The organism is Pseudoalteromonas sp. LC2018020214 (assembly GCF_016598755.1).
GTDB lineage: Bacteria > Pseudomonadota > Gammaproteobacteria > Enterobacterales > Alteromonadaceae > Pseudoalteromonas > Pseudoalteromonas distincta.
The window spans coordinates 578,657-594,465 of sequence record NZ_CP066804.1; the positions used below are offsets into that span (position 1 = coordinate 578,657).

Below are 15,809 nucleotides of genomic sequence, written 5' to 3' on the forward strand. Positions count from 1 at the left end.
AGCACCGTGGCTTTTTAGTAAGTAGTGCATTTATCGTTTTAGTATTCAAAACCCTCTTTTGTAATGAGAAAACTTTTGAATAAAAAGACTAAAGGATTGTTTGTATGTACCCTAATGTATTATAATTTTAATTACATATGTAAATTGCAGTCAATAAAAGGTTGTGATTTAGTTACTAAAAACAAAGGAGTGTTTTTATGCACTTAAAGCTGTTATTGATTGTTTTTTGCTTATTTTCTTCAGAAATATACGCAAATTTAGTTCAAGAAAATGAAGTATCCTCAGGCTATTCTCTTAGCTCTACAAAAATACTAGAAAAACACTATGCGTCCTGTGGGGGCACATCACGTGTTAATATTGGTGAATTTAAACCTTCAGGTGTGGAATGTACCTACAAAGATAGTGATAACAATACTCATACAACCTATATTGCTAAGCTTCCCTCTAAAATCGAACAAAATTTAATTCTTCAAGACGGCACGCTTGATTTACAAGGTACTACGCTTGTTATCGAAGGCGATTTTATACAAGCCGGTGGAACAGTTGCTCTAAATGGTGGTTCTTTGATCGTTAAAGGGGACTATCGAATTCAAAAGCCAACCGATGAGGTTGGTTTATACACCTATTCGTTTGGTAAATTATTAATGCAAAGTGATGATGAATCAGTTTTGGTGTATGGGGACTTTGTAAATGACTCAACTATTAACTCATCAAATAATCTAATTGCTGGCACCTTAGAAGTAAAAGGGCATTTTAATCAGTTATCAACTTACTCTCGAGCAAGTGGTAATTACAGCTTTAAAACAAGTGGAACACACAAGGTTATTTTATCAGGCACAGAACAGCAAACCGTGTACTTTGATAATCCAGGAAATAGCTATTCGCTCTTTAATCAGTTATTGATAGAAAATAGCAGTTCAGCTGGTGTTGATTTTAAAACTAAGGCATATGTCTCTTCAATTTTGTATAAAACTAGTACCCCTATACATAACTCAGAAAATTTAACCTTATCTGGCCAAGCTATTATTGAAGGCGGGGTTTGGGAGAGTGATCTTAGTATTGATACTTATAGTACCTCTTGGGTTTTATCGCGTGATCAGCTAATTAAAGGTAACTTTTATATTGCTGGGGCAGGCGTAAACTTGACTGATTTTAAGCTGACAGTTGAAGGTGATTTGATTCACTCAGATGGTAATTTAAATATAAATAAAGGTAGTTTAATTGTTAAAGGTAATTACCGTGTTCAAAAGCCTGTTAATGCTGTTTTAGGAGAATATACTTACTCTAGCGGCATATTATTAATGCAAGACGCTAACGCAAGTGTTTTGGTCTATGGTAGTTTTACTATGGATTCACGATTTAGCTCACGTGATGGTTTGTATTTAAGTGCGGGTACTTTAGAGGTTAAAGGGGATTTTACCCAGCTGTCTTCTTACTCAGGTGCTTATAATTTTAAAGCAAGTGGTACTCATAAAGTTATATTATCGGGTGATAAGCAACAAACAGTACACTTTGACGATACATATAATAACTCTTCATTATTTAGTCAGCTAGAAATTAAAAATACAAGCTTAGAAGGTGTGAATTTTGATACCTTGATTGCTGTTTCATCAGTTCTTTTTAATACGACTACTCCTATCGTTAACTCTAAAAATATAGCGTTAGTTGGAAGTGCTATTATTAATGGTGGGGTGTGGAATAATGATATAACAATAAGTAATAACGATGCTACTTGGCTACTATCCGCAGACCAAACTATTAATGGTAACTTTTACGTGAATGGTTCTGAAGTTAATTTAAATGGCTTTGCACTTACTGTTGAAGGTAACTTAATACAATCAGATGGTGCATTAAACATAGCGCAAGGTAGTTTAGTTGTGAAGGGCGATTATCGCTTACAGAAACTAACAGCTATACCGGGTGAGTATACGTATTCAAACGGTAGTTTATTAATGAAAAATGATAGTGATAGAGTCTTAGTTAATGGCGATTTTGTAACCGACGCAAGAAGCTCTTCTAATAATAGTAATCTTAGTGCCGGTATATTAGAAATTAAGGGCGATTTTAGCCAATTAAGTACCAACTCTGGTCAGTATAATTTTAGAGCGACAGGAACGCACAAGGTTATATTGTCTGGTAATGAACAACAAATTGTTCACTTTGATGACCCTTCTTATAAATACTCTCAGTTTAATCATTTAGAAATTGCTAATAATAGTGATGCTGGTGTTGTTTTTGAATCAGAAGCACTTGTTGGCTCAGCTCTTTCACCCACTACGTCGGCTATTACCCATAGTGAAAATATTGTGCTATCAGGCCCTGCTGTTATTAATGGTGGAGCATGGACTGGCAATATTACCGTAAACGCTAACAGTAGCGCATGGGTACTTAATGCGGATCAAACAATTAAAGGTAACCTCTATTTAAGTGGCTCAGATATTAACCTTAATGGTTTTACTCTTACTGTTGAGGGGCAAATTATTCAAGCGGGAGGCGAACTAACGATTGCAGAAGGTCATTTAATCGTTAATGGTGACTATCGAATTCAAAAACCAACAGATATCCCAAGTGAATATGTTGCTTCTTCAGGCGCTCTAGTAATGAAAGCGACTGAAGATAGCGTACTAGTTGGCGGCGATTTTATTACTTTTTCTAACCCTAGTAATTCATATAATAAAGATTTAGTTGCAGGAACGTTAGAAGTTAAAGGTGATTTTATCTCTTTAGGGCGTTATAGCTTTATAGCTAGTGGTACGCATAAAGTGGTTTTATCAGGAACTGAGCTGCAGAAAATTTCTCTTGAAAGAACAAAGTACAATGAATCAGTATTAAATGAGCTTCTTGTTACTAATACAAGCGTTCTTGGCATTAATGTTCAGACAGATGTTCTTGTAGCGTCTAAACTTTACTCAACGACAACACCTATTATTAATTCAGAAAATATAGTGTTGAGTGGGCAAGCTGTTATTGACGGAAATACTTGGCCAAATAATTTAACTGTAAATACAAGCAGTAGCCCTTGGGTACTTACAAACGACCAAGTAATAAAAGGAAACTTATTTGTTAGTGGTTCTGAAGTAAACCTGAATGGTAAAAAGCTTACCGTTGAGGGGAATTTAGTTCATACCGATGGTGAAATGGACATTGCTCAGGGTAGCTTAGTTGTTAATGGTGATTACTTAATTCAAAAACCTACAGATGTGCCTGGCGAGTATACCTACTCATCGGGAATACTATTAATGCAAAACGCTGAAGATAGCGTATTTGTTGGTGGCGATTTTGTTATGGATTCATACAAAGGGGCTCAGGATGGAAGCTATTTAAGCGCTGGTACTTTAGAGCTTAAAGGTGATTTTACTCAATTATCAACTTCTTCTGGTTATTATAACTTTAGAGCAAGTGGCACCCACAAGGTTATTTTATCTGGGAATACGCCACAATCTGTGCATTTTGATGACCCAAAATCTAACTACTCACAATTTAATCAACTTCAAATTACTAATAGCAGTATGCAAGGGGTTAACTTTGAAACAGCAACTTTAATTGCTGCAACGCTATACAGTACTAATACGCCTATTTCTAACTCTTCAAATATCGTACTGACTGGAAGAGCAGTAGTTGATGGTGGTACTTGGCACCATAATTTGACTATCAATGATAATAGTAGTCCATGGTTTTTGAGCAATGATTTAGTTATTCAGGGTAATTTAAATATTACTGGGTCTGAGGTTAGTTTGAATACCCATACTCTGACTGTTAAAGGGAGTTTAATTCACTCAGATGGTGACTTAAATATTAACCAAGGTACATTAATTATTGAAGCTGATTACCGTATTCAAACACCAGATAATATTGTAGGAGAATACAAAGGTTCAACTGGTGTACTTTTAATGCAAAGTACTGAAGATAGAGTTTTAGTAAATGGTAACTTTTATATAAATTCAAATTACAATGTAAGTAATGATAGTGACTTAAGTGCAGGTATATTAGAGGTCAAAGGTGACTTTATGTCATTAGGCAGCTATAGCTTTAAAACGAGCGGTACACATAAAGTAACTCTATCAGGTAGTAAGTATCAAACAGTACATTTTGATGATACCAAATTTGATAGCTCTAGATTTAATGAATTACTAATTACAAATAGTAGTGAATCAGGTGTAAGTTTTGATGCACCTGCGATAGTTTCTTCAAAGCTATATGCTACAACTACCGCAGTTATTAACTCAGAAAATATTGTGTTAAGTGGTCAGGCTGTTATTGAAGGAAATACATGGCCGTATAACCTTTCTGTTAATAGTGATAGTAATGCGTGGGTATTATCATCAGATATATTAATAAAGGGTGACTTTTATATTAAAGGCTCTGAGGTTAATTTAAACGCTAAAGAACTTAAGGTTGAAGGAAGCTTAACTCACTCGGACGGAGAGCTAAATATCGCGAAAGGGAGTTTAATTGTAGGCGGTGCTTATCGTGTACAGACACCTACGACTATTCCTAATCAATACACTTACTCTAGGGGGGCATTGTTAATGCAAAACCCTACAGATAAAGTATTGGTAAGTGGTGATTTTGTTATTGATACAAATAATTACTCTTCTAATGAAAGCTACTTAAGCGCAGGTGTTTTAGAGGTGAAAGGCGACTTTAGGCAGCTATCTAATTATAATAGATATAGCTTTAAAGCTACTGGAACTCATAAAGTAATCTTATCTGGTTCTGAGCAACAAATAGTTCATTTTGAAGATCCTAGTTACAGGTACTCTCATTTTAGCGAACTGCAAATTTTAAATAGTAGCCTAGAGGGCGTTGAATTCGAAACGCAGTCTGTTGTTTCATCATTACTTTATAGTACAGAAACGTCTATTCTAAACTCTTCAAATATTGTCCTAAGTGGGTTTGCTGCTATAGAAGGTGATTTTTGGAAAGACAGCCTATCAGTTGATAATGCAAGTAGCACTTGGGTCCTTTCGCGTGATCAAACTATTAAAGGTGATGTTAACTTAGCAGGCGCAGAAATTAATTTGAACGGTTATGCGCTTAGTATAGAGGGAAACCTTACCCAATCAGCTGGTAATTTAAATATTGCTAAAGGTAGTCTTAAAGTAGGTGGGAATTACCGAATTCAAACACCTACCAACACGGCAAACGAATTTACGTATTCGTATGGTACTTTAATTATGCAAAGTGCTGAAGATAGCGTAGTTGTTGCTGGTGATTTCATTACCGATTCTAGTAAGTACTCTTCTTCTGATACTTTAAATAAAGGTACCCTCGAAATTAAAGGTAACTTGTCAGTTTTAAGACGCTACAACTTAGTCCCTTCAGACGATTTTAAAGTGATATTATCGGGTGATGACCAGCAAACAGTTTTCTTTACTGATTATAGCTATTCTTACTTTTCTGAACTTGAGTTAAATAATACGGTAGAAACTTTATTTTCGAGCAACGTTGAGGTCACTTCATTATTTAATCACAATCAGAATCCATTTGTACTTCAAGGTGATGAAAATGTTTTTGTTGATTATGATGGTGACCAGGTACTTGATAACGAAGACTACTTTCCTCTTGATGCATCAGAATCAGCCGATACAGACTTAGATGGTATTGGCGATAATTCAGACCCTGACACTGATGTTGATGGAGATGGTTTGTCGAACTTTATAGAGATTGCTAATGGCTTAGACCCATTAAATCCTAATGACGCTAATGATGATTTTGACAATGATGGTTTAACTAATGCAGAAGAAATTGCATTAGGCACGAACTTAAATGCTGCAGATTCTGATGGTGATGGTGTAAACGATAATGTTGAAATAGCTAATGGCAGCGATCCATTAGACTCAAATAGTATTGTAGGCCCGTTGGGTGTACTGTCGCTGTTTAATGATACTAACGCTGATGGTGTACATGATTGGATTAGCTATAAAGAAGATGAGCAACATACCATAGTTAAACTCTACAGTGGCGATAACTTTGATTTACTCAATGAGTTCACTATTACTTACCCATTTGATAGCGTAGTTTTTTATACCCTACAAGATAGAGACTTTGATGACGTAGAAGAACTTGGTGTATTTGGGTTCGATAGCAGTAAAAATCGTTACCAATTATTAGTTCATTCTGGGTCAAATGGCGCTAAGTTAGGCGCTTGGAATTGGCCAGCTACACTTAGTGATGTATCGTTTGAAGTGTTGTCTGATTTAACAGGCGATGGCGTAGAAGAATATGCAATTAGCGGTGTCCATTTAAGTAATGGTACAAGGCAACTGGTTGTAAAAGACGGTATGACACGTGGTAATTACCAAACCTTTAAATGGCCTAATCAATGGGATTCACCTAAATTTGTTGTAATGACAGATATTACGTCAGATGGAATCCCTGAAGTTGCAATGCATGGTAAACATGAGCGTTTAGATAAAGGCCAATTGTTTATGTACGACGGGGCAAACGCGAATAGTAAACTTGATGTATATAACTGGAATCCACTTTGGGATGATATTAGTTTGCATCAAATGGACGACCTTGATGGTGATGGCACAACGGATTGGGGCCAGTTTGGTAAGCGTAAAGATGATGGTCGTTACCAATGGTTAGTTAAGAAAGGTAATGACAAGCGTGGCGTTATACGTACGTTTAGTTGGCCAAATGACCTTATAAATGTAAAACCTTTGCTAGTAAGTGATAGAACCGGTGATGGCATACGAGATGTTGCTATTGTTGGAACCCATCCAACAACAGATAAGGTGTTTTTACGTATAAACGATGGCCGCTTAGCTAATCAGCGTATTACTAATTTTAGCTGGCCAGGTAATTGGGAAGATACGCAAGTAGTTGAGCTAGGTGATTTAAACAACGACGGGTTTAACGAGTTTGCTTTATTAGGTTATACAAAAACAAATAGAGCGGTTCAGGTTGTTGTTAAAGATGGCAGATTAACAACTGAGTATGGGCGTTATACATTACCAGGTAAGTGGGAGGGTATTTCATTGTCGCATTACGATACAAACAACGATGGTGTTGAAGATATTGTAATTAGTGGTATAAGCCAAACACAACAAGCGCTAGTTTTAACAAGCTTGAATGGTAAAGGTTTAACTTTGCTTGACAGTCAGATAATAAATTAAAAATGTTATAAGATAGAAAGCCTCAATTTATTGAGGCTTTTTTTATTCGTTGATTGGGTTTTGGAGAGTTTTATTAAGACTTTATTAGTTATGGTTATAAGCTTGGCGCTTTATAGTGGTCAATCAACTTGCACTGAATTAAGTGATTTAAAGATATTTGATGAACAATACCCTAAAGCAATCTATTTTCGTAATGTTGAAAATAGCGCAGCAAATACCTCTATTAGTTACGAGAAGTGGGCTAAGCGGTGGTCTAAGTTAGATGGAATGGTGGTTAAAGCATTAGATGAGGAGATCCCTGGTAGATCTAAAGAAGCGCAAAAAAAGTTTATCCAATATAAAAAAGATAATCCTTCTAAGCTTATGTTGCTTCATTTTAATGGAAATGCGCGAGATCCTAATTTTGACTTTGATGCATTTCACGGCGAAGACTGGACTTATTTTGTTGGCACGTATTCAGAGGGGGCAATCGATCCTTTAGATACTGTTATTACCGTCAACGACACTCAGGTTTTCAAAAACTCAGATGATATTGTAATTGTGCCGGTTAATAATATGGGAGAGTTGGACTGGCATAAATCAGAACAGGTTAAGTTATTAAGCATAAAAAACGAAAGTACTATTACAGTAGAAAGAGGTGTATTTAGTACTAAAGCTAGATCATATAAAAAAAATAAAGCGTATTTAGCTGCCCATGTATCACAACCAGCAATTGCTCCGGGTAGTAGTCAGGCGTTATGGCGATATAATTTCTCAAATACATCGAATAAAGATGGAATGCCCGAAAGACTAGCGGAAAACCTTATTCGCTATTTAGGCGAGGGTGGCATGCTTAGTTTATTCGATGGTGTGGAATTTGACGTGTTAGCGGATGTTCGAGGATTGAATCATCCGTCACGAAAAACACCTATCGATTATAATTTTGATGGTATGGCTTCAAAATTAGATAAGAACTTCCAGCATCAATACCGTATAGGAGTATATCGATTTTTAACTTACTTAAGAAAAGCTTTAGGTTCTGAAAAATTAATATTAGCGGACGGTAATGAATTAAATCAACAGCGTGCATTTGGTATTCTAAATGGTATTGAAAGTGAAACTTGGCCCAGTCATTGGGACCCCAATGTTGAACAATGGTCATCAGGTATTAATCGCCACTTATTTTGGAAGGAAAGAAGTTTTTCACCCTCTTTAAATTATATCAAAATAGGTAAACTACCTAGTAAAAATGGACCTTCTACTGTACCTTTAGCTAATTTACGCCGCTTAAGAGTCGCTGGCGCCTTATTTACTGATTCTATTATTTCTCCTGCGCATAGAGTAAAAGGGAAAGGGGTTGATAAATGGCCAGAATTGACAGGGCAATCTCGCGAATACAAAAATTGGTTAGGGAAAGCTTCATCTGAAATTAGCTATTATTCAATTAGTGACCCAGCACCGGTTAATTACACTTTTGGAAAGAATGAGAAAAATATTAGCTACAAAGGAAGTGATATTCACATTCGAAAGACTAAAAATAAGGCTTTAAAGTTTAGCTTAACCTTTGAGTTAACTAAAGTTAGTGATTTATCATTGGAGTTTACGGCTATTGCGCGATCCAATTTAATTAATAAAGCTAGCTTTATTTCTATAACCCCAAATAATAGCAAGCCTCAGCAGAATATGACGTGGGCTGACGATATCCCTTTTGCAGGCCATTTTTATTTTAAAGATATAGCAAAGGGTAAGAATACTCTTACATTTGAAACAGACGCTATTGAACTTACTCTAAATGACATAAAACTTGTTAGAGGGGCTGAATTAATTTACAGAGAATTTGAAGAAGGGGTGGTGATTGCAAACCCTTCTAGAAAAAAGCAAAAAATAGCGTTAGATAAAGCGAGAGCGTTGGCTCCTTACTTTGATAAAAAACAAACTCAAATAATTGTGCCAGCAAAAGATGCTCTATTTCTTAAAAAGCTAACTCATTGATATTAGTTTGTCCTTTTGAGATATTGTTTTAATTTGTTTTTTATGAATTGCCCCTCGGGCCTCAACCTCAAGGCTAATTCTAATAATTTAATTCTTTCATCCTTATATTTAGCCTTTTCTCGCTCAAGTTTAACCGCTAAATCTCGCAAAAAGTCTACTTCAGTTTTAGCTAGCGCTGATTTAGGTTGATCGACATGTAGTCCTTTATCTTTAGTGCAACGAGGAAAGTTTTTAAAACATATATTGTACTTTTCATCAAAGAGTTGAGAACCTTGATCTACGGTGATTTTTTTTAACGCGCCGGACTTTATATTTAAGTAATGTGAGCCAGGACCAAGTTGTGTATTTTTTTCAGATAGCCAAATTTTTTTAGGGTCGACCCTTGGACTATTCTTTTCTCCCGCTTCGTAAAAGCGCTGACCAATATGTTTATAATGTAATAGTGCTAGGGGGAATTCATCTGAAGATTTATATAGGTAGGTTTGCTTCATGTGTTCAAACCCATTGCCTTTTGGGTGGCACCCAAACGAATAAGTCATATCAAAATCACACCTAAATAATATGCGCTTATCAAAAGGTTTAGCCCGGATTGCTTTACTGTATTGTTGAATTATATCTCGTTCAGGGTCCAATTCGTTGTCACCTAAAACGTTAAAACCAGTAATACATGGAACAGTAACGTCCAATTTATCATATTCTTTTATCGCCCAAATAAGATTAGGGTGATATAAAATTTCATCCATATCACATGAAATTATCCAGTCAGCAACTTCGCTTGTAAATTCACCGCCTTTACGGCTGTAGTTTTTATATGTCTGAGTTTTTAACGTCACATAAAGAGATTCATCAATAAAACCATTATTTTGCCACTTTATAATTATTACATTCTCGTATTGTGAGGCTATTTCGCAGCTCTTATCGGTCGACATATTATCTAGGACGAAAATCTTGGAGCAAAATTTACTATAATAGTCGAGGGTGTTTTTTATTATTTTTTCTTCGTTGTAACAAAGCAAATAAGCATGAATAATCAAGTTGGAGCCTAGAAAATATTATTTAAAGCCCAGTATATTCACAGAGAAAAAAGTTACAATATAAATAAGCTTTAATTAATCACTTCAGTTATGGATAACTATTTTGTACTGCATTTCCTTAGTGTAAGTGTAGTAAAGTTTTAACTTTAGCAACATTAAGCACTAAATGGTATTCAAAAGTTGGCTTGACTTGAGTAGTATGAATAAAAAGCTTGATGAATCATATCATTAAAGGCTAGTGCTTGATGGCGTGTTATAAATTGGTGTTATAACACGCTACTTGCGAATATTAACTTAAAGTATCAATGTTATGAGAAAGTCATCGTTTCAGGTAAAATGCACTATACCAAATACTTTAGATTGATATTGAGCTAATGATTTAGTTTTATACATGTAACGTTAATTGAGCCAAAAATAAATAAAGGATTTTAAGTGTCTAGCGAGTTAAATAATAATTATAAAGTTATGCATATTGATTACGCATCATATTTAGATGGTGCTTGGTATATGTCAGGTTGGCTTGTTAGTGAAGCCGATATACCTGTTATCTCTGTATCTATTGAAGATGAAGACAATGCACTAGCTAAAGTGTTTTATGAATTTTTTGAAAGAGATGATTTAATAACAGCACTTAATTTACCCGATACTGTTAATGCATATGGATTTACTCTTGTGGCAGAGCAAAGTGAGCCAGTTTTTAATAAATTAGTATTTAAACTTCAGAATAAAGAGGTGTTAGCTTCTGCATTAGAGCCATTGATAATAGACTCTCCTGATGTTGTTTTGTCAGCTCTTGGAACTAAAAAAACATCTTTTATGCGCCAAGTGCAAGAAGGGCTCAATAACAGCCTTGATGCCAGCGATAAATTAGTAGAGCCTAGATCAATTAGCCACTACTTTGATTTATGTGTTTTTACTGATTCAAACTTACTTTACTTTAATGGCTGGGCCCTAGCTAATGACGCTTTAAGCGATATTGTAGTTCAAGATAATGAGGGGAATAGCTATCAAGTCACAGAGTGTTTTCGTTACTTACGTACAGATATAAATACTAAGTTTAGCTTAGCCGATGATTACAATGCGGGTATGGTTTGTGCGTGTAGGTTACCTAATGACTTTTTACCAGAAAAACTGATTATAAACGTTTCTGAAAATCGTATCATGATTTCTGATGTTGACTGCAGTGGTAGTAATCAATTATCAAAGATAAAAATACTAAAAGATTATTTAGCATTTATTAATGTTCATAAAGCTCGTTTTTTTGATAATGGCCAGCCTGCGATATTGAGGCATTTAGCTGATATTTGGCAGGCTGAGTCTATTATGGATAACCTTTTACCAGAAGTTGGTATGTATGGTGAAGTTACTTTTGAGCCCACTGTATCTGTGATTATTCCTATCTACGGTCGCTATGACTTTTTACAACACCAGCTACTCGCGTTTTCAAGTGATGCAGATATGCAAAATCATGAAATTATTTATGTTTTGGATGATCCGCGTATTGAGCGAGAATTTAATATTACGTGCCACGGTGTGTTTAATACCTTTAAGCACCCCTTTAAAACTATACACGCAGGTAAAAATTTAGGGTTTGCAGGGGCAAATAATTTAGGTGCGAGTATTGCCACTGGTAAATATATACTTGCACTAAATTCAGATGTAATGCCAAGTAATAAAGGATGGCTAGGTCGATTAGCTGAAAAGTTTGCGTCCCTTGACTCTCCTGGTATTTTAGGAACTAAGCTGGTTTACGAAGATGAAACTATCCAACATATAGGCATGGCTTTTCAAGATGATGCCTATTACCCTGGCATCTGGATGAACTATCACCCTCACAAGGGAATGCCATCGCATTTAATAAATAAAAAAGAAACTGAATTAACAGAGCTAGTTACTGGTGCATGCATGTTAATGGAAAAAGAGTTCTTTATGAGTGTTGGAGGGTTTGACACTCGCTATATTTTAGGTGATTTTGAGGACTCCGATCTGTGCCTAAAGGCTTATCAACACAATAAGAAAATATACATTGATACTAAAGAGTCTTTGTATCATTTAGAAAGGCTTTCTCAAAACCTGGTTGACAGTGGTGATTGGAAGTACAAATTAACTCTCCTCAATGGTTTGTATCAAAAAGATAAATGGGGCGATGCAATTGAAGAGGTTAAACAACAAAATGTCTAAAAAAGTTCTCATAATTGCTCATGGCCATCCTGAGTTTAACAAAGGCGGTGGAGAACAAGCTGCTTATCAATTTTATAAAGAATGCTTAAAACAAGGTGACGATGCTTACTTTTTAGCTAGAACCTCTGTTACCCCGCACGGTGGAGCCGCTTTTTCTACTATAAAAAACAAGCGTGAAATTTTATTTCATACTACGCATGACGATTTCTTTTTGTTTTCTAATATTAAAACTCGCCACTTATGGGGCGATTTCGCTGACCTATTAGAGCAAATAGCACCTGATATCATTTACTGTCACCATTACTTTCTACTTGGTGTAGAGATGATGAAAATCATTAAACAAAAGTTACCAAATGCAAAGTTAGTACTTACTTTGCACGAATATTATGCAATATGTAACAACTCAGGTTTGATGATTAAAACAGGTGGACAAAATAAGCTTTGTTTTGAATCTGGTACGCGCGAGTGTAATGGATGTTTTCCTGATAAGTCACCGGGTGATTTCTTTTTGCGAAAAGAATATATCATGAGCTGTTTTGAGATGGTTGACACATTTATTGCCCCATCGGCTTTTTTAAGGCAGCGTTATATCGACTGGGGCATCTCTTCTGAAGCTATACACGTTGTTGAAAACGGGCAGTTAGAAAATGTCGCTCCAACCGTAAAGCTAAATAACACTGATAAAGTAAGTATTGTTTATATAGGGCAAATTAATCTCTTTAAGGGCGTTGATGTGCTACTTGACGCGTTACTATTAATACCTAAAGAGTTAAGGCAGCAACTTTGTATTGATATACATGGCGCAAACTTTGATTCGCAACCAACAGACTTTCAAGAAAAAGTACATGCTCAACTAAAAAGGTTGAAGGGTGTTGTAAGAATGCACGGCTCTTATGAACCTTCAGAGCTTACTAATATTTTAGGAGTTACTAGCTGGGTTGTGGTGCCATCAATTTGGTGGGAAAATTCACCTATGGTAATACAAGAGGCTTTAAATCATCAAAAGCCAGTGATCGTTAGTGATATTGGTGGTATGGCTGAAAAAATAAAGCACAATAAAACAGGTTTGCATTTTAGGGCTGGTAGCCCGGTATCGTTAGCTGATGCATTACAAAAAATATTAAATGACCCCGATTTAGGTAGCGCTTTAGCTAAAAATATAAACGCACCTCTAACTCTTTCTGAGAGCTATATAAAAATAAATAAGATTATTAGCTAATATATGCACAGTTATTATATTGAAGAATGCAACCCTGAAGTTGGTCATATAAGAGGTTCTAAAGTTGGTATTTTAGAGCATGCAAGTTTGGCCTTTGGTGGGCGCATAGTTGTAGACGAAAATTTTGATGCTTTAGTTGTTAGAAACTTACAGGGAGAGCTTGAGAGCGAAGTAGAGATATTATCTACCTTGGCACCTAAGTTACATGAAGAGTTAGGTTTGGCTGCTTATAAAAGCGTATTTAGATTTGATATTAACCTAATCAATAAAGCTATAACAACAGATTATCACTTTAGCGTGCATGTAAGTAATAACTCAAAAGAGACTCTGAGATTTCGTGGTTTTATACAACCAATAGAACTGCCTGATAAGGTTTTACTTATTGTAGGTTCACCTCGTTCAGGTACCTCTGCATTAGGTAAGGCATGCCGTAAAGCATTGAAAGCCCATGCACATGGGGAATCACATGTAATAGAGGGTATTTCTAAAGCCTTACAAGGAACGGATGTGTTTTTTGAGCAGTCAATTACAGCAGGTATTAAGGGGAACTTGGTAAACGCTGTGCCTAAAACCGTATTGCTTGCAGAGCATTTGAATATGCTCCGAAGAATATATAAGCTGTATTACGGTAACAGTATACATTTAGACAAAACGCCAGGAATACCAATGCTGCAAAGTTTACCTTTTGCGTTAATGGCTTGGCCTAATGCCAAAATTATTTTTTGTAAAAGAAGAGCAATGGAAAATATTCAGTCTCGAATTATTAAATTCCCTAAAGTTAGTTTTTTACAGCATGTAAAACAGTGGCGTCAAACATTTGTAGCATGGCGCCAATCTCGTCAAATAATAAACCAATTATTAAAACGTAATGACTGGTTCGTTGAAGTTGATCAGTTTGATATGGCCAATAGCCCTGAGCAAGTAGTAGGTAAACTTCGTAATTTTTTAACATTGACGGAGGGCGAGAAAAAGCGCCTTTTTACCCAGCTAGCTTCTTCAGATAGGCCAGAGAAAACGTCTATATCTACTTCGAAAGTAAAGTCTTTAGAAGAGTTTAATTGGAGTCAAACACAGTTGCTAGAGCTTAGAGAGTATTGCGATAAGGAAATGACATTACAAAACTATAGTTATAGTAATTCATATTATAAAAATCGCAGTCAGCAGGAAGAGTTTAATGAGTAAAGTAGTTTTACATATAGGTACTGAAAAAACAGGCACAACCAGTATTCAGCACTTTATGTCACAAAATAGACAGGCCTTACTTGCCAAGGGTATCGTATATCCTAACTTAGGCTCTAGGAAAGATGCTCATTTTGACCTGGTTAATTCAGTACATCCTCTTGATAATGGAGGGCGTCATATGGAGTTTTTAGGGCCTGTAACTCAACCGGTTGACTTTTTATGGAATAAACTAGAAGAGTGTATTAATGAGCACCCAAATAAAACTATCGTTTTGAGTGCTGAGCACTTTAGTTCAAGGCTAAGAGAGCATGCACTAAAATACATAAGAGATTTTTTTGAAAAGTTAAGTATTACGCCACAGATAATAATATATCTTAGACCCCAAGCTGACTATATAGAATCATCATATTCAACTGAAATTAAAGCAGGTAGCCCCAAGGTTTTTAAAAAGGTTATGGAGCAGTATCAGTCACAGTCTCTGCGATATGACTATGAACAGCTTATTGATCTTTGGGCAAGCTTTTTTAATAAAGACTCAATTAACATTATTCCCTACGAAAAATCATCCATTGGTGACGATATAAGGCTAAATTTTCTATCGGCTATTGGAGTTACAGAGCTTTCTGGGCTTGACCTAGCTAAGGCAAAGCTTAACGAAAAATGGAGCAATCCAATGTTAGAGTTTGCTCGATTAGCTAATGCAAGAATGACGCATATTACTGGTCAACAGAGGCTAGATTTTTTAACATTTGCCCAAGAGATAATTGATATTGAGTTAAAGCCGCAGCCATCACATTTAATGACTATCGAGCAATACAACGAAGTTATGGCTTATTACGAAAGTTCTAATGCTAGAATGTGCCAGAAATATATGCCTAATAGGCAAGTGTTATTTATGGACGAAGTAAAGTTAAATCCATTTAGAGAAACTGTATCAACACCTTTTTTAACACAGTTTGATTTTATTAAAATTATTTATACATTATTTTTAAAAGGGTATAAGTAAACCGTTGGCTGGTTTAAGTTGTGGTTTACTATTTGTAGTACACAACATAAAATAGCTCCCTCGACTCAAGGATGAAAAGTTGCTGTAATTAA

Annotated in this window: 7 protein-coding genes; 6 read left to right on the forward strand and 1 reads right to left on the reverse strand. The window is 35.7% G+C overall.

Going from position 1 to position 15,809, the window contains the following annotated elements; all coding sequences use genetic code 11:
* Positions 1–197: 197 nt before the first annotated feature.
* Positions 198–7,124: a thrombospondin type 3 repeat-containing protein gene (locus JG479_RS02455; RefSeq protein WP_200219877.1), complete on the forward strand. Its 6,927-nt coding sequence runs from the start codon at positions 198–200 to the stop codon at positions 7,122–7,124.
* A gap of 102 nt (positions 7,125–7,226) precedes the next feature.
* Positions 7,227–9,095 carry a hypothetical protein gene (locus JG479_RS02460; RefSeq protein ID WP_200219878.1) on the forward strand — a complete coding sequence of 623 codons (1,869 nt, stop codon included), beginning with the start codon at positions 7,227–7,229 and terminating at the stop codon, positions 9,093–9,095.
* 2 nt (positions 9,096–9,097) lie between these two features.
* Here the strand turns inward: JG479_RS02460 and JG479_RS02465 are convergent, their stop codons facing one another.
* Positions 9,098–10,129 carry a glycosyltransferase family 2 protein gene (locus JG479_RS02465; protein WP_200219879.1) on the reverse strand — a complete coding sequence of 344 codons (1,032 nt, stop codon included), beginning with the start codon at positions 10,127–10,129 and terminating at the stop codon, positions 9,098–9,100.
* A 432-nt stretch (positions 10,130–10,561) separates the two neighbouring features.
* Here JG479_RS02465 and JG479_RS02470 point away from each other — a divergent pair, with 432 nt between their 5' ends.
* Genes JG479_RS02470 through JG479_RS02485 form a run of 4 tightly spaced genes read left to right on the forward strand, consistent with a single transcriptional unit; the run spans position 10,562 to position 15,717 of the window.
* On the forward strand, positions 10,562–12,310 hold the full coding sequence (locus JG479_RS02470; protein WP_200219880.1) for a glycosyltransferase family 2 protein: 1,749 nt from the start codon (positions 10,562–10,564) through the stop codon (positions 12,308–12,310).
* Positions 12,303–13,529: a glycosyltransferase gene (locus JG479_RS02475; protein ID WP_200219881.1), complete on the forward strand. Its 1,227-nt coding sequence runs from the start codon at positions 12,303–12,305 to the stop codon at positions 13,527–13,529. Before JG479_RS02470 ends, JG479_RS02475 begins: the two co-directional genes overlap by 8 nt.
* Positions 13,530–13,532: 3 nt before the next feature.
* On the forward strand, positions 13,533–14,711 hold the full coding sequence (locus JG479_RS02480; RefSeq protein WP_200219882.1) for a sulfotransferase: 1,179 nt from the start codon (positions 13,533–13,535) through the stop codon (positions 14,709–14,711).
* Positions 14,704–15,717, forward strand: coding sequence for a hypothetical protein (locus JG479_RS02485; RefSeq protein WP_200219883.1), 1,014 nt, complete (start codon positions 14,704–14,706; stop codon positions 15,715–15,717). Before JG479_RS02480 ends, JG479_RS02485 begins: the two co-directional genes overlap by 8 nt.
* The last annotated feature ends 92 nt before the right edge of the window (positions 15,718–15,809 follow it).